The following is a 19,687-nucleotide window of genomic DNA, read 5'->3' on the forward strand; positions in this document are numbered from 1 at the left end:
CATCCAAAAATGAGGATCTGACATGGAATTTTTCTACGTGGTTAAGGCCACTCAGAAATCTGGTAAGCAAGATGCAGTGATCTGGTTCACTGCGAAAAGCGAAGCCCGCGCCGCCCTGACGCTCGATGTTGAGCTGGAAGATGCAGGCATCGAAACTGGCCGCGGTAAGGACTACGCCAAGCCTGTACGTACCGACATGCCTGTTGTTGACGACCTGCCTGAAGAAAGCACCATCGATTACACCTGGTGCGAACGCTACGAACTGGCCGACGACCAGCGCACCTGGAAAATGATCCCCGGCGCCGCATCTCAGGGTGAAACCACCCTCACCCCGGCCAGCACCACCAGCGATGCGGAACTGCCTGCCGCGCCGGTAACTACCGTTGAAACTCCAGAAGTCGGCAATGCCGCCAAGGATGAGGCCCCAAAACCTCTGTATGAGTATGGCCTGAAGATAAGCGAGCACGACGATGGCGGTGCCCACTACCCAGTTTGCAAAATGCCATTCCGCAAACAGCTGCTTGCCCAGCTGACGGTGGACGAACTGCGCCACCACATCACCCGCAGCGAGAATGCGGAACTGCACGCGCTGGAAATGGATACCGACAATGGTTATGTCCAGGATCTTCTGCTCGCTGCTGAAAATTTCCCGGAAGTTAAGGCTTTCGATACCAAAGACCTGTGGCGTTACACGAACGCAATTCGCAAAGTGTTCAGCATGGATAAGCGCCATGAGCTGGGCCTGCTTTTGCACTTCACAAAGGCCTGGGTAGCCACCCCATATATCGACCGTGGGATCCTTACGCGCGAATGGGCCGCCGGCAACCGCATCAATCACGTGCAGCGCACCGACGCTGGCACTAATGCTGACGGCGGGTACGTAACTGACCGTGGAGAAGGCGCGTATCACACACTGGACACTCTCGATTCCGAGATTGCCTGCGCTCTGCTGCCGATGGATTTCAACTATCGGGAAATCCCCGGCGGCATCGCGCGCCGCGCCAAAGAAATCATCGAGAAAAAAGAAGATCCATGGAAATCGTGGAGCAAAATTCTGCGCAATCAGCCTGGCATTCTGGCAGTGAACCGCGCAGCCATCTTCAACCTGGTGCGCATCGCGCCTGAGGATATCCACCTTAACCCGGTTGCTCACCTTGAGTTCGTTAACCGGACGATGACGGCTGAATTCAACGCTGCAACTGAGTTGCTGACGCTGCCTGTGCCATCTGCTGAACCTGGGATGCCAGCAGCACAACCGGGCGGCTGCGGAAAAACCGATCGCAATCCTAACTACAAACCCGACTTTGACGGGCTCGATACTGAAATTGCACTGGCAACGCTGTCAGCAGATTTCAATATTTACGACATTCCTGGTGATGTTTTCCGCCAGGCTAAGGCTATCGTCGCCGCGAACGAAAGTCCGTTCAAAGAATGGTCTGAAGCTTTGCGCGCAACGCCCGGCGTTCTGGATTATTCCCGCGCTGCAATTTTTGCGCTGATCCGTAGCGCTCACCCTGAATATTACAAACAGCCAGGGCGTCTTGCCGGATACATCCACGCGAACCTGACCGAAACCGACCACGAAAATCCTACTACGGAAACGCTGGCTGCGGCGCGCCACACCCCAGAAGTGAGTTGGGAAAGTGAAGTTAACCAACAACTGGCGGCAGATCGCGGGGAATTCGTTGAAGGCGTCAGCGACCCAGCCGATCCGAAGTGGGTTAAAGAAGACCTGACCGCCACCAGCCAGCCACAGGTCGCGAACCTCGGCGGCGGCATGTTCTCCATCGAAGGCCTGATGAACGAAAACCAACCACAAACAGATGACCGTTCACCGGTTACAGAGGAGACCACCAGCGATGTGCAGATGGAAGAGACTGACCCGGCGGAAAGAGAAGCTGGTAACCCGGTTCAACCAGGCGAAAGCACTGATGCAACTGATCCGCAAACAGTTGCCCTGAGCCCGGCTGAGATTCTGGCCGCCGCGGCGCCGGAGCTGGCGAACGCCACGCAGCTGGAAGTAACCACCGAAGCGCCGGAGGAAACCGCCAGCGCGCCGGAATACCCAGCGTACTTCGAACCGGGCCGCTATGAGGGTTTGCCGAACAACGTTTACCACGCAGCGAACGGGATAAGCAGCACCCAGGTGAAGGATGCCCGGGTCAGCCTGATGTACTTCAACGCGCGCCACGTTGCTAAGACCATCCCGCGCGAAGGCTCCAAGGTGCTGGATATGGGCAACCTGGTGCATGCGCTAGCGCTGCAGCCAGAAAACCTTGATGAAGAGTTCAGCGTGGAACCGGTGATCCCGAAAGGGGCATTCACTACCGCGGCGACCCTGCGCGCCTTTATCGACGAACACAACGCCAGCCTGCCGGCACCGCTGAGCGCTGACGATATCAAAGCGCTGCTGGAAGAGCACAACGCCACCCTGCCCGCGCAGGTGCCGATGGGCGGCAGCCTGGAAGAAACAGCGCAGAGCTATATGACGCTGCCAGCTGAGTTCCAGCGTATCGAGCCAGACCAGAAACAGACTGCTGCCGCGATGAAGGCCTGCATCAAAGAGTACAACGCCACCCTACCCGCGCCGGTGAAAACCAGCGGCAGCCGTGACGCGCTGCTGGAGCAGCTGGCAATCATCAATCCTGACCTGGTGGCGCAGGAAGCGCAGAAACCGGCACCACTGAAAGTGTCCGGCACCAAAGCGGAGATGATCCAGGCGGTTAAGTCCGTTAAGCCGGATGCCGTGTTTGCTGACGAACTGCTGGATGCATGGCGCGAGAACCCGGGCGACAAAATCCTGGTGACCCACCAGCAGATGCAAACGGCGCTGGCCATTCAGAAAGCGCTGCATGAGCACCCGACCGCCGGAAAACTGCTACTGCACCCTGAGCGCGCCGTTGAGACAAGCTATTTCGGCATCGACGAAGAGACCGGTCTGGAAATCCGCGTGCGCCCGGATCTGGAAATCGACATCGAGGCGGTGCGCGTGGGTGCCGATCTGAAAACCATCAGCATGTGGAACGTGAAGCAGTCCGGCCTGCGTGCTCGCCTCCACCGGGAAATCATCGACCGCGATTATCACCTCAGCGCGGCCATGTACATGCATACCGCCGCACTGGACCAGTTCTTCTGGATTTTCGTCAACAAAGACGAGGGTTATCACTGGATCGCCATCGTTGAGGCCAGCGAAGAGCTGATTGAGCTTGGCATGCTCGAGTATCGCCAGACGATGAACCGCATCGCCAACGCTTTCGACACTGGCGTGTGGCCAGCGCCGATCACCGAAGACTACACCGACGAACTGAACGACTTCGACCTGCGCCGCCTTGAAGCGCTGCGTACTCAGGCATAAGGGGAATGACGATGGAAAACATGAATATCGTAACCGCGGAGCAGCAAGCTCCAAACACTATCTCTGCTACTAATTCCATTTTTAACGTGCAGGCGCTGGGGCAGCTCCAGGCGTTCGCCGGATTAATGGCGCAGTCCGCCGTCACCGTTCCTGAGCACCTTCGTGGCAATCCCGCCGACTGTATGGCGATCGTCATGCAGGCCATGCAGTGGGGCATGAACCCTTACGCTGTGGCGCAGAAAACGCACCTGGTCAACGGCGTGCTGGGGTATGAAGCACAGCTGGTAAACGCGGTTATCTCCAGCTCCAACGCCATTGTGGGCCGTTTCCATTATGAGTACGAAGGCGACTGGTCCAAGTGCGCCAGTAGCCGCGAAGAGATCGTGAAGAAGCCAGCAAAAGGCGGCGGGACGTACGACAAGAAAGAAATGGTACGCGGCTGGACCAGCGCCGACGAGCAGGGCCTGTCGGTTCGTGTGGGTGCCGTCATTCGCGGCGAAAGCGAGATTACCTGGGGCGAACCGGTATTCCTGTCCAGCGTAATTACCCGTAACTCTCCGCTATGGGTATCGAACCCTAAACAGCAGATCGCGTATCTGGCCCTCAAGTACTGGGCGCGCCTGTACTGCCCTGCGGTCGTCCTCGGCGTGTACACCCTGGATGAAGTCGAGCAGCGCACCGAGAAGGAGATCAACCCGGCACCCGCCCAGCGCGTTAGCCTGGCTGATATCAAAGGTGACACCGTAACACACACCCACAGCGCGCAGGAATCGGCCGCCAACATCGATGGTCTGGCCGATGATTTCCGGGATCGCATTGATGCTGCTGAAACGCTGGAAACCGCCACCACCGTCGGCAATGAAATCAACGAGGCAAAGGCTGCTCTCGGGACCACCCTGTTCACCGAACTGAAGAACAAGGCTACGCGCCGCTACCACCTGGTGAAGCACCGTAATGCGGTCGAGGCGGTGATCAACTCCCTGCCACAACCAGGCGAACCGGGCGCTGCTGAGCAATTCGCAGAAGCCGAGCGCGTGCTGGCGGCGGCCAAACGTCATATGGGCGACGAGCTGCACGATAAGTTCAGCATCACCCTGGCGGATATGAAACCGGAATACTTGGCCTAAGGGAGGCGGGAGGGTTCGCCCTCCCGGTAGAAAACTTATGCGATTAATCAACCGCAGCACACAGTCCCCACTGGCTCGCCAGGCATGCGACATCGCACTGGCGGCTCATCAGGAACGCTACGGCAACTACGGGCGAAGCCGGATGAAAGAGACGTACACGGTGCGGGTGGAAGGAGTGAAGGTCTGGGTGGAGGTGGTGAACCGTAAGGCGAGCTACGTGGCCACGGCGATGACCGGCATGCGCCGCCTGCGATCCTTACCCGGTCAGATCGCCTGATATTGAAATATCACCGAGAAACCTAAAACAGCTGATGGCTGTGCCGGGTGCGGAGAAATAGCCAGTTCGCCCCGGCGTTCAGTTTAAGTGGAGAAAGGTATGAGTGAAGTAATCATGATGGTATCGCCCGGGAAATGGGTGTCTGAGGAGCAGTTGATAGCTCTGAAGGGGATTAAAAAAGGGACGCTGAAAAAGGCGCGGGAGAAGACTTTTCTGGAGGGGAAGGAATACAAACACGTCTCTTTTGACTGTAGTCCATGGGATAACAGCCCTTGTTTTTACAACCTGGATGAGATCGACCGCTGGATTGAGCGTCAGGCCTCAGCGAAACCGCGGCGACAATCTGCTTAAATACTCTGACCATCAACCAACGAGGAATCGTTATGAAATACCCAACAGGAGTGGAAAACCACGGCGGCACGCTAAGGCTGTGGTTCATCTATAAAGGGGTCAGAGTGCGTGAAAGCCTGGGGGTGGCTGACACCCCCAAAAACAGAAAGGTGGCCGGCGAGTTACGGACGTCGATCTGCTATGCCATCAAAACCGGTACCTTCAACTATGCCCAGCAGTTCCCCTCCTCCCAGAACCTGGCGCGGTTCGGGGAGGCAAGGCAAGAGGTAACGATTGGGGAGCTGTCCGGGAGATGGCTTGCACTGAAGGAAATGGAGGTGGCAGAATCCTCGCTCAACACTTACGGTCGAGTCATTGCAAATGTCATGGCTATTATTGGGCCTGACACCCTCCTCACCTCAATCACCAAAGAGAGCATGCTTGAAGTCCGGAAGGAATTGCTGACCGGTTTCCAGGTCATGAAGCAGGGACATAAAACACCGAAGTGGGGTCGATCCGCAGTTACTGTGAACAACTACATGACCGTATTGTTCGGTATCTTCCAGTTTGCGGTCGAAAATGGCTACATTTCAAAGTCACCAATGAACGGTGTGACCCCTCTGCGAGAGTCCCGCCCGGATCCTGACCCCATCACCCGGGAGGAGTTTCCTCGCCTGATTGACGCCTGCCACCATCAGCAGAGCAAGAATCTGTGGGCTATCGCCGTTTACACCGGATTGCGACCGGGTGAACTGTGCGGACTTGCCTGGGAGGATGTGGACCTGAAAGCGGGAACAATCACCGTCAGAAGAAGCCTGACGCAGAAAGGGATCTTCACGCTACCAAAAACCAATGCCGGCACTAACCGGGTTGTGCACCTGATCGAGCCAGCACTCGAGGCATTCAAAAGCCAGTATGAAATGACCCGCCTCTCTCAGGAGCATAACGTAGCTGTTAAGCTGAGGGAGTACGGAAAGAAAGAGTTCAATAAGTGCACGTTTGTCTTCCTGCCGTCACTGACAGCCAGGGCCGGGAACTACGGCAAGCACTTCTCCATCAACTCCATAGGGAACTCGTGGGATGCGGCAATGAAAAGAGCCGGGCTTCGCCACCGGAAATCATATCAGTCGAGACACACCTATGCGTGCTGGTCGCTGTCTGCAGGAGCAAACCCGAACTTCATTGCTAACCAGATGGGTCATGCCGATGCGCAGATGGTTTTTCAGGTTTACGGGAAGTGGATGGAGGAAAACAACCTGGACCAGATCGCCATGTTGAGTTCAAAATTAAGCGACTTTGCCCCAACCATGCCCCACAGCGACAGGACTGCTGCATAATATCTTTAAATATCCTCGACATACCCCTCTTAGCGCTGAAAATCCATAAACTCTAACGCGGTACCCAGCCATCCGGAGACGGCGGCTCTTATCAGGTCAGATGTGGATCTTTCATGTTGTACTTGAGTCATATTGGCAATCTCAAAAGGGTAAGATGCGTACCGCTAAACCGCATTCAGTATTATTATTCAGAGAACGTCAGTAATACCTTGCAGCACTGCCGCTGGTCTTTCTCAAACAGTTCAATGGCGTCTTTAACGTGTTGATACGCAAAGCGATGCGTAATGAGTTTGTCAGGGTCGATAAGCCCTTTCTCCAGCCAGTCGATGACCACCGGGAATTTATTGGCGTTCAGACGTGACGAGAATATAGAAAGCTCTTTACCGGTGATCCCCTGCTGCGCAACCTGGCTCGGCTCGCTGGAGAAGCCCATAAGCACAATGCGCGCGCCCGGCGAAGCCAGATTGACCGCTTCCTGCAAAATAGAAGGGTGGCAGGCCGCATCAATAATCAGCGTGGGTTTAATGCCCTTCTCTTCCAGCACCGCCTGCAGAGACTGGTTGCCGTTGTTAATCACCCAGTCCGCCCCGCTACGCTGAGCCATCGCCAGACGCTCGTCGATGCGATCGACCACAATGACCTGTTTCACCTTGTAGACGCCCTTCAGCGCCTGGACGGTGACCAGCCCCATCGGTCCGGCGCCGTAAATGAGCGCCACATCCTGCCCGGTCGGGCTGACGTGGCCGGTGACGTTGGCCGCGATAGTGAATGGCTCAACCATCACCGCATGTTCATCGCTGACGGCATCCGGAATGACCCAGGCATTTTTAGCGGGTACCACGGCGTATTCGCTGAAGCCGCCGTCGCGATGCACACCCAGCACCACCAGCGAGGTGCAGACGTTCGGTTTGCCTACCGAGCATGGGTAGCAGTGGCCGCAGCTGATCACCGGATCAACCGAGACGCGCTGGCCCAGGCGTGCGGTGTCGACGCCCTCGCCGACAGCATCGATGACGCCGAAGAACTCATGGCCGATCACCCGGGGATATTTGGCGAACGGATTGTGGCCGCGATAGATATGGCTGTCGGAACCGCAGATCCCGGCCAGCTTCACTTTGACGCGTACTTCGCCTGCCGCAGGGGCGGGTAGCGGACGCTCTTCGAGAGCCAGAGAATTCGGTTGTTGAATAACGATACTTTTCATTTTTTGCTCCTTTACCAGTTCCACAGCGTGCCATCCTCAAGACGTGCAACGGGCAGATAAGCGGGATCGTAGGGATATTTCGCTGCCCGTTTTTCATCAAACTCAATGCCCAGGCCCGGCTTATCGCCCGGATGCATATAGCCGTCTTCAAAGGTCCAGTTGGTGTTAAAGACCTCCAGCATCTGCTCGGAATAGCCCATGTACTCTTGTACGCCAAAGTTGGGTACCCACAGGTCGAAGTGCAGCGCCGCCGCGTGGCAAATCGGCGACAGATCGGAAGGACCGTGAGAGCCGGTGCGTACCTGATAGAGCGAGGCAAAATCGGCGATCCGACGCATTCCGGTAATACCGCCCGCATGGGTGATGGTGGTGCGGATATAGTCGATCAGCTGCTCTTCGATCAGCTGCTTGCAGTCCCAGATGCTGTTGAACACTTCGCCCACCGCAATCGGAGTGACGGTGTGCTGACGAATCAGACGGAAGCACTCCTGGTTCTCTGCCGGGGTTGGGTCTTCCATCCAGAACATGCGGTACTGCTCAATGCTCTTACCGAAACGCGCGGCTTCGATCGGCGTCAGGCGGTGGTGCATGTCGTGCAGCAGATGTTCATTAAAACCATATTTGTTGCGCACGGCGTCAAACAGTTTTGGCGTAAAATCGAGGTACTTTTCTGTTGACCAGAGCTGCTCTTCCGGCCAGTTGCCTTTGGTGGCGGGTTCATACGCCAGCCCCTTCCCTTTTGACATGCCGTAGGTGGTTTTCATTCCCGGCACGCCGCACTGTACGCGGATGGCCTTGAATCCCATCTCTTTATGGCGGGCGTAATCTTCCAGTACATCATCAATGGTGTGACCGGTGGTATGGCAATAGACCATCACCCCTTCACGGGAGGCGCCGCCCAGCAGCTGATACAGCGGCATATTGGCGGCTTTGGCTTTGATGTCCCACAGCGCCATGTCGATGGCTGAAATCGCCGACATGGTGACCGGACCGCGACGCCAGTACGCGCCTTTATAGAAGAACTGCCAGATATCTTCGATACGATGGGCATCCCGGCCAATCAGCTGCGGACAGAGATGATCTTTCAGATATGACGCGACAGAAAGCTCGCGGCCATTGAGGGTAGCGTCACCCAGGCCGACAATCCCCTCGTCGGTGGTAATTTTCAGCGTGACAAAGTTACGCCCTGGACAGGTGACAAATACTTCAGCCCCTACAATCTTCATTTTCCGGTTCCTTACATCTTTTACTGTGATGCCGGAAATCTACGCAATTACCCTACTACCATACAAGTATAAAGATCAAAAAACCGTCGCTGGATCACATATTGGGCGCTCATGCGCGCCCCCAACCTACCACGATAATGAGCATGCCGCACAGCGCCACCAGCGCCCCAACCCAGTCGTAGAGGCTTAGTTTTACGCCATCGACCACCCGCAACCACAACAGCGCTGTGCAGACATAGACGCCGCCATAAGCGGCATAGACGCGCCCGCTTGCTGCGGGATGCAGGGTGAGTAACCAGACAAACAGCACCAAGGCAGCGCCCGCGGGAATCAACAGCAGCACCGAGGCGCCTTTCTTCAGCCAGAGCCACGGCAGAAAACAGCCGAGAATTTCGCAGAGCGCGGTGGCAAAAAAGAGCAAAGTTGTTTTAAACATATTTAACGTTGTCTGATGTGTGATGAGGTATCATACCCGAATGTGAAAGGAACCCTTCCACACGCCTGATGTGGGTATGCCCTCAAAATGGACTGATGTAAAAACTCCGGTGGAGTCGTCGAACGTCCACCGTCTACAAGGAAATCGCTATGCGTAAAATGAGCACACGCCTCTGCCTGGCTGCCCTGCTGGCTGCTGTTTTCATCGCGCCAGTATCCGCCAACACCAGCAAACTGATTATTGAATCCGGCGACAGCGCCCAGAGCCGTCAAAATGCCGCCATGGATAAAGAGCAGTGGAACGATACCCGCAGCCTGCGCCATAAGGTGAACAGCCGCGTGGAAAAAGAGTGGGATAAAGAGGATGTCGCTTTTGACGCCCGGGATAAATGCCAGCAGAGCGCCAATGTGAACGCCTACTGGGAGCCCAACACCCTGCGCTGCCTTGACCGCCGCACTGGCCGCGCCCTGGCCCCCTGATTCTGCCTGAAAGCACCGCGCAGCCTCCTGCGCGGTGTTTAATAGTACTCAATCGTGTTTTTGATGGTGTACTTGCGCGAGACTGCCGGCTTGACGCTCTCATCGACCACTACCAGCTCGCACGCCACCGGGTTGTCGTGGCGATCGTAATCGCAGGTCTGTTTCACCTTGCCCAGCCGCTTATCATTTAGCTGGCTCACCGAGGTGTAGTCCAGTTTCTTGCGCTTGTCCGCCGCCGGTGTGGCCGTAATGGAGAGCTGCTGCTCCCCGGAGACGGTGGTTTTACCGAGTGGATAACCCTCTGCATCGTAGCGATAGTTCACTTCCATATCTTTGCCGTGGGCGCTGACGATAAAACCGTTGTCATCGGTATCCCATGAAATCCCCGATGCGGGCAGTTCCGCCAGCTGGCATTTGCCCTGCAGCCGCAGCTTTTTCTGCTGGGTTTGCGCATCCAGATAGTAGTTGGCGTCCAGCACCAGGGCGATGCCGGTGTTCGCCTCCAGATCGTGCAGCTCCAGACTGTCGAAGCAGCCCTCCGTAGAGAGCGTGCCGCTGACGCGCTTGGCCACTTCCCCTTTATCATTGAAGAGCGTCTGGCTGAAATCTTTCACCGGCCCGCGCAGGGGATCAAAATCAAATTCGTTAGAAAAGCTCGCCATCTCTGGCGTAAACGACAGCGGCGCGGCGGTGTTATCACACCCCGTCAACAGAGCCGCCAGGAGAACCATAAGCGCGTGTTTATTCACATGACCTACCAATAGCAGAAGAGGATCCCGGGCAGTGTAGCAAATACAAACGTTTACACTATCCCTGCTACTATTATAGTCACACACAGTCGTAAGGAGGCAGATATGAAACGGTTACCCTGGATTACTGCACTTTTGCTGGCGGGCATTGCCCCGGCCGCGCTGGCGGCACCCGATAACTGCGAGCGCATCAAAAGCGATATTCAGCAGCGGATCATCAATAATGGCGTGCCGGAGAGCGGTTTTATACTGAACATTGTGCCAAACGATCAGGCCGACAAACCCGACGCCGAAGTGGTAGGCCACTGCGCCAATGACACCCTCAAAATCCTCTATACCCGCACCAGCAGCGGCAACTATCCGGTAAGCGGAGGCGGTAATCAGGCCCCTGCACCGCGCGAGCCACAGTGAATATTCCCCCCCGTTTGCGCGGGGGAATTTCGTTTGTTTTGATGTACATTAATATTACCTCCCCCTTAATGGGTAACACTCCCTTTCATTAGCCCGATCGTCATCACGGCTGAAATCAGTTTTCAAACGACGAACGTAATGGAGTGAGTCATGTCAGATAGTGAGCATAGCGGCGGGATCAGCCGCCGTACCCTCGTCAAATCGACCGCCATCGGATCCCTTGCGCTTGCCGCAGGCGGCCTGTCATTACCCTTTGGTTTACGCCCCGCAGCCGCGGCAGTACAGCAGACACGCGCAGATAAAGTGGTCTGGGGCGCTTGCTCAGTCAACTGCGGCAGCCGCTGCGCGCTGCGGCTGCACGTGCGAGACGATGAAGTGTACTGGGTTGAAACGGACAACACCGGCGACGACACCTATGGCAACCATCAGGTGCGCGCCTGCCTGCGCGGACGCTCGATTCGTCGACGCATCAATCATCCCGATCGCCTGAACTATCCCATGAAACGCGTGGGCAAACGCGGTGAAGGGAAATTTGAACGCATCTCCTGGGATGACGCTCTGGATCTGCTCACCACCAGCCTGCGCGACGTGGTCGCTAAATACGGCAACGAAGCGGTCTACATTAATTACTCTTCCGGTATTGTCGGCGGCAATATCACCCGCTCCTCGCCTTACGCCTCTCTGGTGGCCCGACTGATGAACTGCTATGGCGGTTTTTTGAGCCATTATGGTACCTACAGCACGGCGCAGATCGCCTGCGCGATGCCCTACACCTACGGCAGCAACGAGGGCAACAGCACCTCGGATATCGAAAACAGCAAGCTGGTGGTGATGTTTGGCAATAACCCGGCGGAAACCCGCATGAGCGGCGGGGGGATCACCTATTACCTCGAACAGGCGCGCGAACGTTCGAATGCGCGCATGATCGTCATCGATCCCCGCTACACCGACACCGCCGCCGGGCGTGAGGATGAATGGATCCCGATTCGTCCGGGAACCGATGCCGCACTGGTGGCGGGCATCGCCTGGGTGCTGATTAACGAAAATCTCGTCGACCAGCCCTTCCTCGATAAATACTGCGTCGGTTACGACGAAACCACCCTGCCGGAAGGCGCGCCTGCCAACGGCCACTATAAGGCCTATATCCTTGGTGAGGGCGACGATGCCACCGCCAAAACCCCGGAGTGGGCCTCGCGCATCACCGGCATTCCCGCCGATCGTATCATTAAGCTGGCCCGGGAAATTGGCACCGCGAAACCGGCCTATATCTGCCAGGGCTGGGGGCCGCAGCGCCAGGCCAACGGCGAGCTCATCTCACGCGCCATCGCCATGCTCCCTATCCTCACCGGCAACGTCGGCATAAATGGCGGCAACAGCGGCGCGCGTGAATCCACCTACACCATCACCATTGAGCGGATGCCGCTGCCGGAGAATCCGGTCAAAACGCAAATCTCCTGCTTCAGCTGGACCGACGCCATCGCCCGCGGGCCGGAGATGACCGCCACCCGCGACGGGGTGCGCGGCAAAGATAAGCTCGACGTGCCGATCAAGTTCATCTGGAACTATGCCGGTAACACCCTCATTAACCAGCATTCGGACATCAATAAAACCCACGACATTTTGCAGGATGAAAGTAAATGCGAAATGATTGTAGTCATTGACAATTTTATGACCTCGTCGGCGAAATATGCCGATCTGCTGCTGCCGGATCTGATGACCGTCGAGCAGGAGGATATCATTCCCAACGACTATGCCGGGAACATGGGTTATCTCATCTTCCTCCAGCCGGTGACCGCGCCAAAATTCGAACGTAAGCCTATCTACTGGATCATGAGCGAGGTGGCGAAGCGCCTCGGCCCGGATGTCTATCAGCGCTTTACCGAAGGCCGGACCCAGGCCGAATGGTTACAATATCTCTACGCGAAGATGGTGGCGAAAGATCCGCAGCTTCCCTCTTATGAGGAATTAAAAGCGATGGGCATCTACAAGCGTAAAGATCCGAACGGGCATTTCATCGCCTATAAAAAATTCCGCGACGACCCGGCGGCTAATCCGCTTAAAACGCCGTCAGGCAAAATCGAGATCTACTCCAGCAGGCTGGCCGATATTGCCCGCACCTGGTAGCTGGAAAAAGATGAAATCATCAGTCCGCTGCCGATCTACGCCTCCACCTTCGAAGGCTGGGACGATCCTGACCGCAGCCAATTTCCGTTACAGCTGTTTGGCTTCCACTTCAAAGCCCGCACCCACTCCAGCTACGGCAACGTCGATGTGCTGCAGGCCGCCTGCCGTCAGGAGGTGTGGCTCAATCCGGTGGATGCCAAAACGCGTGGGATCAAAAACGGCGACATGGTGCGGGTTTATAATGCCCGCGGTGAGTTGCGTATTCCGGCGAAAGTCACGCCGCGCATTATGCCGGGCGTCAGCGCAATGGGCCAGGGTGCCTGGCACGATGCCAACATGACCGGGGATCGCATTGACCACGGCTCATGCATTAACACGCTGACCACCCATCGTCCGTCTCCTCTGGCGAAGGGCAATCCGCAGCACACCAATCTGGTGCAAATTGAAAAGGCGTAGCCAATTACTGTGTCAGCGCGGGGCAACCCGCGCAAATGAAGGATGAAGTCATGAGAGAGTCGTTTGCCTTTACTGCCCGTGTGTTGGGCGCGCTGTTTTACTACGCTCCGGATAGCCCCGAAGCCGCGCCGCTGGTCACGGCCTTAACCCACAACGACTGGCAGCAGGACTGGCCGCTGGATGAGTGCCTGTTGGCCCCCATTGCCGACGAGCTTTGCCAGCCTGCCGATGAACCCTTGCGTACCGCCTGGCAACGGCTGTTTCTGGGTCCGTGGGCGCTGCCCGCGCCGCCTTGGGGCTCGGTCTGGCTGGATCGAGAGAGCGTGCTGTTCGGGGATTCCACCCTGGCGCTGCGCCAGTGGATGCGGGAAAACGGCATCGTGTTTGAGATGGCGAACAACGAGCCGGAAGATCACTTTGGCACCCTGCTGCTGATGGCGGCATGGCTGGCAGAAACGGGCCGGGATGCAGAGCTCGACCAACTGCTGGCCTGGCATCTGCTGCCCTGGAGCACGCGCTTTCTTTCCGTGTTTGTCGAAAACGCAGGCCACCCGTTCTACCGCGCGCTGGGCAAACTGGCACAGTTGACGCTGGCTGAGTGGCAATCCGGCCTGCTGACCCCGGTCGCCGAAAAACCACTTTTCCGTTAATCCTCCCCTGGCTTACTGCTGGTGAGTAAGCCAGGCTCTCCAGCCGCCGAAAGCGGTAATATCCTCTGCCCCCTGCAAGCCGTACTCCTCACAGATAAACCCGGTTAACCAGCGCCCGTCCTCCAGCTCTACTTTCCCCAGTCCCAGCGGAGCCGGGATGCCCGCCAGAAACGATCCCACCTCGGCATGGGGCAGATCCCACACTTCCAAGGCAATCGCTGCCCCCTGTTCGCGGTCGCGCACCATGCCAGGCCGTTTCCCGTCGGCGAGGGCAAAAAGGCGATAGTGCGGTGCGCTGCGGGTGGTTTCACGTAAGGTTGCCCCGCGCTGGCGCAGCTGGTGATTCAGCGCCAGCCCGTCCAGATGAGCCCCGCAAACCACCACCGGCAGGCGATCGTGGCTGGCCGTGGTCGTGGGTGCCGTCGCCTGTAACGCACGATCGCCGGGTAACAGCAGATTCTGGTAACGTTGTAACGCCCCGGCAAGGCTCAGCAGATACTGGTCGGTAAAGGCCCGGCCAAACAGCGTCACGCCTGAGGGCAGGCCATTCGCCATGAACCCGGCAGGCACCGCCACGGCGGCATAGTCCAGCAGGTTCATAAAGTTGGTATAAATCCCCAGCTCAGAATTGCGCTTTACCGGCTCCTCCGCCAGCTCGGCCAGCGTCACCGGGCGTGGATAGGTGGACGTGAGCACGCAGTCAAGCGTCGCCATGACCTCATCGCACAAGCGTTTGAAATGCTGAAGCTGATACTGGGCGTCAAAGGCCGCGACCGCATCGGTACCGGGCGCTTTGCTCAGCACATCGCGGATCACCGGCAGCACTGCATTCGGTTGCTGCGCAATCAGCGCCCCCGCCACGTGATAGCGCTCCGCCACCCACGGGCCGTTATAGAGCAGCGTCGCTGCCGCCAGAAACGGCGAAAAGTCGATGGTCACCGGCACGCCACCGAGGGCGATCAACCGCGCTTTTGCGGCGTGATACAGCGCTTCGCTCTCGGTGCAGCCAAGGAACTCCAGCCGATCCGGTACGCCGAAGCGGAACCCGGCCTCAGGCAGACCAAACGCCTGGGCGCCGTTCCAGGCTGGATTGGCGCGGCTGTAGTCGTCCCGCGGATCTTTCACCGCCGTCAGCGCCAGCAGCTGGCTGGCCTCTTCCGCCGTGGCGGTAAAGAAGGTCACGCAGTCCAGGGTGCGGCAGGCAGGCACCACCCCGGCGGTGGAGAGTAACCCTTTGGTGGCCTTAAGCCCGACCAGATTATTCAGCGCGGCGGGCACGCGCCCGCTCCCGGCCGTGTCGGTGCCGAGAGCAAAACTCGCCAGCCCCAGCGCCACCGCCAGCGACGACCCCGCGCTGGAGCCCCCGGATGGATAATCCGCATTGACACTGTTACGACACGCGCCATACGGCGAGCGTGTGCCGTTTAAGCCGGTAGCGAACTGATCGAGGTTGGTTTTCCCCAGCGGGATTGCCCCCAGGGCGATCAGCTGGCCGACGATAGTGGCATCCTGCTCAGCCCGGTATGCAAACGCCGGGCAGGCAGCGGTGGTGACGATGCCCGCCAGATCGATATTGTCTTTAATGGCAAAGGGCACGCCGTAGAGGGGCAGCGTCTGCGGTGAGTGGCCCTCAAGCGCCGCCAGATACGGCTCCAGCTCCTCGGAGGTGAGCAGATAGATAAAGGTGTTGAACTCAGGGTTTAGCGCCAGCGCCCGCTCGCGCAGGGTGTTAATCACCTCCCGCGGAGTGAGGCGGCCCTCGCGGTAAGCCTGCGTCAGTACATCGAGACGTAAATCAAATGGATGTGTCATGCTGTTTTCTCCAGGACCACCACACACTGACCCGCCCGTACCGGGGAGCCCGGCTGGACGCGCACCTGACTGACAATTCCGTCCTGGGTGGCAAGGAGCGGGATCTCCATCTTCATCGACTCCAGCACCACCAGCACATCCCCCTCGCGGACCGCTTTGCCCACCTCCACGCTCACCTGCCACAGGTTGCCGGAGACCGGGCTGTCGATGCCCGCCTGACCCGGCTGCAGCGGGGCATCATCGCCCTCATCCGCCAGCAGATCGCTGCTGTCGAAATGCGCCTGGCCGTTGGCAATCCAGCGCTCGCGCTCGGCGTTAAAGGCTTCCTGCTGATGGGCGCGAAATGCGTCAATTTCCTGCGCTTCGTCGGCGAGAAACTGCTGATACTCCGCCAGCTTCAGGCTGGTGTGCTCAATGCGCAGCGGGTAGCGCCCCAGCGGGAAATCGCGGCGAATAGTGAGCAGCTCGTCGGCAGAGACCGGATAGAAGCGGATCTGGTCAAAGAAGCGCAGCAGCCAGGGCTTGCCGCCGAAATCCTCTACGGCGTGATAGCGGCTCCACATCTGCAAGGTGCGCCCGACAAACTGATATCCGCCCGGCCCCTCCATGCCGTAGACACAGAGATAGGCCCCGCCGATCCCCACCGAGTTTTCCGCCGTCCAGGTGCGGGCCGGGTTGTACTTGGTGGTGACCAGACGATGACGCGGATCGAGCGGGGTCGCCACCGGGGCGCCGAGATAGACATCCCCCAGGCCCATCACCAGATAGCTGGCGTCGAATACCGTTTTGTAGACCTCATCGACGTTCGCCAGATCGTTAATGCGGCGGATAAACTCCAGGTTACTTGGACACCAGGGCGCATCCCGGCGCACGGTGGTCATGTATTTGTCGATGGCTTTCTGACAGGCCGGATCGTCCCAGGAGAGCGGCAGCCAGACGATGCGCGACGGCACTTCAAGCGCATCCTGTTCGCACACCGCCTGCCACAGCCCGGCCACGGTATCCAGCAGGCTCGCCAGGCTCAGCGCCTCCGGCTGGTAGTGAATTTGCAGGGAGCGGATGCCTGGCGTCAGGTCGATAACCCCATCCAGCGCCTGCGCCTCCAGAGCCTGCATCAGGGCGTGGGCCCGAAAACGCAGGACCAGATCCAGCTCCGGATCGCCAATCTCCAGCAGCAGGTGTGTATCACCGGAGAGCCGCGCCACCAGCCGTTTATCAGCCTGCCCCTGCTCCAGCACCACCGGCGAGGCGGGTTCGGAGGGCTGCCACGCCACGTCCAGCGGGTGCAGGCTGGCGATCTGGGCCGCCTGCGCCTGGGCAAGCTGCCGGGCGGTGGCGATATCCACGGGAACAAAGCGCACCTTATCCCCCGCTTTCAGCTGCCCGATGGCGTGCAGATCGGCTTCGATGATGGTGACCGGGCAGACAAACCCGCCCAGGCTTGGGCCATCCGGGCCGAGGATCACCGGCATATCCCCGGTAAAGTCCACCGCGCCGATAGCATAGGGGTTGTCGTGGATGTTCGACGGATGCAGTCCCGCCTCGCCGCCGCTCTCGCGCACCCACTCAGGCTTAGGCCCGATCAGGCGCACCCCGGTACGGCTGGAGTTGAAGTGCACTTCCCAGTCGGTGGCGAAGAAGGTGGTCATGTAAGCCGGGGTGAAATACTCCGGCGCGCCGTGCGGGCCGTAGATCACCCGCAGGGTACGCACAGGCTCAAGCGTGGTGCAGAGCGCCGGGGGCAGCGTCTGCGCCGGGCATGGGGCGGTTAAGGGCGAAATGTGCAGCACGTCACCGGTACGCAGCGCGCGCCCGGCGTGGCCGCCAAACTGCCCCAGGGTAAAGGTGCTTTTGCTGCCGAGATAGTCCGGCACGTTAAATCCGCTGCGCAGGCAGAGATAGCTGCGCACGCCGTCGCCGCGAATATCCCCCATCCGCAGGGTCATACCGCTCTGCACCCGGTAGACCCGGTTGGTCTCAAGGGGTTCGCCATCCAGGGTAAGGGCGATCTCCGCCCCGGTCACCGCCAGCTGGGCATCGCAGTTGAACTTGAGCGTCGGGCCGCTGAGGGTGATCTCCAGCCCGGCGGCCCCTTCGTCGTTGCCGAGCAGCCGGTTGCCAAGACGCAGCGCGCGACTGTCCATCGGTCCTGATGGCGGTACCCCTACCGCCCAGTAGCCGGTACGCCCCGGATAGTCCTGCACCGTGGTTTGCGTCCCGGCGCTGAGTACCTCAAGCGTGACGGCGTGATAGTCCAGCCCTTCCAGGCAGCGGGTCCAGGGCTCGCCGCTGGCGAACGGCGTGAAGGTTAAAATTTGCTGCAGGTAGCTGCGGTTGGTTTCCACCCCATACAGCCGGGTCTCGCCCAGCGCCCCATGCAAGACCTCAATGGCGGCGTCACGCGTCGGCTGCCAGGCGATAATTTTTGCCAGCATCGGGTCAAAAAAGGGCGGCACCTCGCAGCCGGATTCCACCCAGCTGTCGATGCGCAGCGTGCGGCGGTTATCTTCCGGAAAAACCACTTCGGTAAGCAGGCCGGGCGATGGCTGGAACTGACGGCCCGGATCTTCGGCATAAACCCGCGCCTGGATGGCGTGCCCTTCAGGAGTCAGGCCATCACGCAGAGCCGCCAGCGGAGGCAGGGTGCCTGCCGCCAGTTCAATCATCCAGCGTACCAGATCGACACCCCACACCTGCTCGGTGACGCCGTGCTCCACCTGCAAACGGGTATTCACTTCAAGGAAGTAGAACCGGGCGGCGTCGCTGTCGTAGACGAACTCCACCGTGCCCGCGCTGCGGTAGTTGACCGCTTTGCCCAGCTTAATCGCCGCCTCACACAGCGCATCCGCCATGCCCTCCGGCAGGTTGGGCGCCGGGGTCTCCTCCAGCACCTTCTGGTTACGCCGCTGCACCGAGCAGTCGCGCACGCCGAGGGCGATCACCTCCCCCCTGCCGTCGCCGAAGAGCTGGACTTCCAGATGACGCGCCCGCTCAATGTATTTCTCAATAAAGACGCCCGCATCGCTGAAGTTATTTTTCCCCAGCCGCACCACCGCGTCGAAGGCCTCAAAAAGTTCCGCTGCGGTATAGCAGACGCGCATCCCGATCCCGCCCCCGCCAGCGGTGCTTTTCAGCATCACCGGGTAGCCGACCTGCTCCGCCGCCTCCAGCGCCGCGTTCACATCCGCCAGCAGTTCGGTGCCTTCCAGCATCGGCACACCATGTTCTTTCGCCAGGGCGCGGGCAGTATGTTTCAGGCCAAAGAGGCGCAGCTGCTCCGGCGTAGGGCCGACAAAAGCAATGCCCGCCGCTTCGCAGGCCTCGGCAAAGGCGGCGTTCTCTGAGAGAAAACCGTAGCCCGGATGGATCGCCTGGGCACCGCTCGCTTTCGCCGCCGCGATGATTTTTTCGCTCACCAGATAGGTATTCGCCGCCGGGCCATCGCCCAGGCTCAGGGCTTCGTCGGCCTCGCGGATATGCAGGCTGCTGATATCCGCCTCGGAATAGACCGCCACGCCGCCGATCTTCATGGCGCGCAGCGTGCGCAGAATGCGGCAGGCAATCGCCCCGCGGTTGGCAATCAGGAGTTTCGTCAACATAGTAAAGACTCAATGGTGGCGGGTCGTCCCGCCGAAAACTGGCTCACCGCATGGTCGTCCACGGGGAAAAAGGTTTACGGCAGGATCCGTCCGGCACGCAGTTCAAACAGGCGAT

14 protein-coding genes and 1 pseudogene are annotated in these 19,687 nt (G+C 58.9%); 9 read left to right on the forward strand and 6 right to left on the reverse strand.

Features of this window, described 5'->3' with window-relative positions:
• Positions 1-22: 22 nt before the first annotated feature.
• The 5 genes from B3X29_RS01405 (at position 23) to B3X29_RS01425 (ending at position 6,426) form a co-directional block, all read left to right on the forward strand.
• Positions 23-3,355: a RecE family exodeoxyribonuclease gene (locus B3X29_RS01405; protein ID WP_290503264.1), complete on the forward strand. Its 3,333-nt coding sequence runs from the start codon at positions 23-25 to the stop codon at positions 3,353-3,355.
• An 11-nt stretch (positions 3,356-3,366) separates the two neighbouring features.
• Positions 3,367-4,482, forward strand: a complete 1,116-nt coding sequence (locus tag B3X29_RS01410) for a RecT family recombinase (protein WP_290503265.1) — start codon at positions 3,367-3,369, stop codon at positions 4,480-4,482.
• A gap of 37 nt (positions 4,483-4,519) precedes the next feature.
• On the forward strand, positions 4,520-4,759 hold the full coding sequence (locus tag B3X29_RS01415) for a DUF4060 family protein (protein WP_164529772.1): 240 nt from the start codon (positions 4,520-4,522) through the stop codon (positions 4,757-4,759).
• A 99-nt stretch (positions 4,760-4,858) separates the two neighbouring features.
• Positions 4,859-5,110 (forward strand): excisionase family protein, encoded by a 252-nt coding sequence (xisR, locus tag B3X29_RS01420; RefSeq protein WP_032617963.1) that lies wholly within the window; start codon positions 4,859-4,861, stop codon positions 5,108-5,110.
• A gap of 32 nt (positions 5,111-5,142) precedes the next feature.
• Positions 5,143-6,426 (forward strand): tyrosine-type recombinase/integrase, encoded by a 1,284-nt coding sequence (locus tag B3X29_RS01425; protein ID WP_290503266.1) that lies wholly within the window; start codon positions 5,143-5,145, stop codon positions 6,424-6,426.
• Positions 6,427-6,610: 184 nt separating this feature from the next.
• On the opposite strand, the gene B3X29_RS01430 is transcribed toward B3X29_RS01425, so the two are convergent.
• The 3 genes from B3X29_RS01430 to B3X29_RS01440 all read right to left on the reverse strand — a co-directional run bounded on the left by B3X29_RS01430 (position 6,611) and on the right by B3X29_RS01440 (position 9,292).
• On the reverse strand, positions 6,611-7,630 hold the full coding sequence (locus tag B3X29_RS01430; RefSeq protein ID WP_159338958.1) for a Zn-dependent oxidoreductase: 1,020 nt from the start codon (positions 7,628-7,630) through the stop codon (positions 6,611-6,613).
• Positions 7,631-7,641: 11 nt separating this feature from the next.
• Positions 7,642-8,856 carry a D-mannonate dehydratase ManD gene (gene manD, locus B3X29_RS01435; RefSeq protein ID WP_103179481.1) on the reverse strand — a complete coding sequence of 405 codons (1,215 nt, stop codon included), beginning with the start codon at positions 8,854-8,856 and terminating at the stop codon, positions 7,642-7,644.
• A gap of 109 nt (positions 8,857-8,965) precedes the next feature.
• A complete protein-coding gene (locus B3X29_RS01440; RefSeq protein ID WP_290503267.1) occupies positions 8,966-9,292 on the reverse strand; it encodes a YnfA family protein in 327 nt (108 codons plus the stop codon).
• A gap of 149 nt (positions 9,293-9,441) precedes the next feature.
• Between B3X29_RS01440 and B3X29_RS01445 the strand changes: the two genes are divergently transcribed.
• The gene (locus B3X29_RS01445; protein WP_103179479.1) at positions 9,442-9,771 is read left to right on the forward strand and encodes a DUF1283 family protein; all 330 of its coding nucleotides are present in this window, start codon (positions 9,442-9,444) and stop codon (positions 9,769-9,771) included.
• Positions 9,772-9,809: 38 nt separating this feature from the next.
• Here the strand turns inward: B3X29_RS01445 and B3X29_RS01450 are convergent, their stop codons facing one another.
• Entirely contained in the window at positions 9,810-10,520 is a 711-nt protein-coding gene (locus tag B3X29_RS01450; RefSeq protein WP_159338960.1) for a YnfC family lipoprotein, read from the reverse strand.
• 105 nt (positions 10,521-10,625) lie between these two features.
• Here B3X29_RS01450 and B3X29_RS01455 point away from each other — a divergent pair, with 105 nt between their 5' ends.
• The 3 genes and pseudogenes from B3X29_RS01455 to dmsD all read left to right on the forward strand — a co-directional run bounded on the left by B3X29_RS01455 (position 10,626) and on the right by dmsD (position 14,161).
• Positions 10,626-10,931 (forward strand): DUF1161 domain-containing protein, encoded by a 306-nt coding sequence (locus tag B3X29_RS01455; protein ID WP_159338962.1) that lies wholly within the window; start codon positions 10,626-10,628, stop codon positions 10,929-10,931.
• 150 nt (positions 10,932-11,081) lie between these two features.
• Positions 11,082-13,511, forward strand: a pseudogene (gene ynfE / locus B3X29_RS01460) (selenate/tellurate reductase subunit YnfE).
• A 35-nt stretch (positions 13,512-13,546) separates the two neighbouring features.
• Positions 13,547-14,161 carry a Tat proofreading chaperone DmsD gene (gene dmsD, locus B3X29_RS01465; protein ID WP_103179475.1) on the forward strand — a complete coding sequence of 205 codons (615 nt, stop codon included), beginning with the start codon at positions 13,547-13,549 and terminating at the stop codon, positions 14,159-14,161.
• 12 nt (positions 14,162-14,173) lie between these two features.
• On the opposite strand, the gene atzF is transcribed toward dmsD, so the two are convergent.
• Together atzF and uca are read right to left on the reverse strand one after the other, a co-directional pair.
• Positions 14,174-15,973 (reverse strand): allophanate hydrolase, encoded by a 1,800-nt coding sequence (gene atzF, locus B3X29_RS01470; protein ID WP_159338966.1) that lies wholly within the window; start codon positions 15,971-15,973, stop codon positions 14,174-14,176.
• Positions 15,970-19,572: an urea carboxylase gene (gene uca, locus B3X29_RS01475; protein WP_159338969.1), complete on the reverse strand. Its 3,603-nt coding sequence runs from the start codon at positions 19,570-19,572 to the stop codon at positions 15,970-15,972. Before uca ends, atzF begins: the two co-directional genes overlap by 4 nt.
• Positions 19,573-19,687 lie beyond the last annotated feature (115 nt).

This window comes from Leclercia sp. UBA5076, from assembly GCF_002416465.1.
Classification (GTDB): Bacteria; Pseudomonadota; Gammaproteobacteria; order Enterobacterales; family Enterobacteriaceae; genus Enterobacter.

Excerpts from the sequence above, each read along its gene's own strand:
- B3X29_RS01425 (WP_290503266.1), top strand. The coding sequence starts at position 5,143 with ATGAAATACCCAACAGGAGTGGAAAACCACGGCGGCACGCTAAGGCTG.
- atzF (WP_159338966.1), bottom strand. The coding sequence starts at position 15,973 with ATGACACATCCATTTGATTTACGTCTCGATGTACTGACGCAGGCTTAC.
- B3X29_RS01405 (WP_290503264.1), top strand. The coding sequence starts at position 23 with ATGGAATTTTTCTACGTGGTTAAGGCCACTCAGAAATCTGGTAAGCAA.
- B3X29_RS01440 (WP_290503267.1), bottom strand. The coding sequence starts at position 9,292 with ATGTTTAAAACAACTTTGCTCTTTTTTGCCACCGCGCTCTGCGAAATT.
- B3X29_RS01410 (WP_290503265.1), top strand. The coding sequence starts at position 3,367 with ATGGAAAACATGAATATCGTAACCGCGGAGCAGCAAGCTCCAAACACT.
- xisR (WP_032617963.1), top strand. The coding sequence starts at position 4,859 with ATGAGTGAAGTAATCATGATGGTATCGCCCGGGAAATGGGTGTCTGAG.
- B3X29_RS01415 (WP_164529772.1), top strand. The coding sequence starts at position 4,520 with ATGCGATTAATCAACCGCAGCACACAGTCCCCACTGGCTCGCCAGGCA.
- dmsD (WP_103179475.1), top strand. The coding sequence starts at position 13,547 with ATGAAGGATGAAGTCATGAGAGAGTCGTTTGCCTTTACTGCCCGTGTG.
- uca (WP_159338969.1), bottom strand. The coding sequence starts at position 19,572 with ATGTTGACGAAACTCCTGATTGCCAACCGCGGGGCGATTGCCTGCCGC.
- B3X29_RS01455 (WP_159338962.1), top strand. The coding sequence starts at position 10,626 with ATGAAACGGTTACCCTGGATTACTGCACTTTTGCTGGCGGGCATTGCC.
- manD (WP_103179481.1), bottom strand. The coding sequence starts at position 8,856 with ATGAAGATTGTAGGGGCTGAAGTATTTGTCACCTGTCCAGGGCGTAAC.
- B3X29_RS01445 (WP_103179479.1), top strand. The coding sequence starts at position 9,442 with ATGCGTAAAATGAGCACACGCCTCTGCCTGGCTGCCCTGCTGGCTGCT.
- B3X29_RS01430 (WP_159338958.1), bottom strand. The coding sequence starts at position 7,630 with ATGAAAAGTATCGTTATTCAACAACCGAATTCTCTGGCTCTCGAAGAG.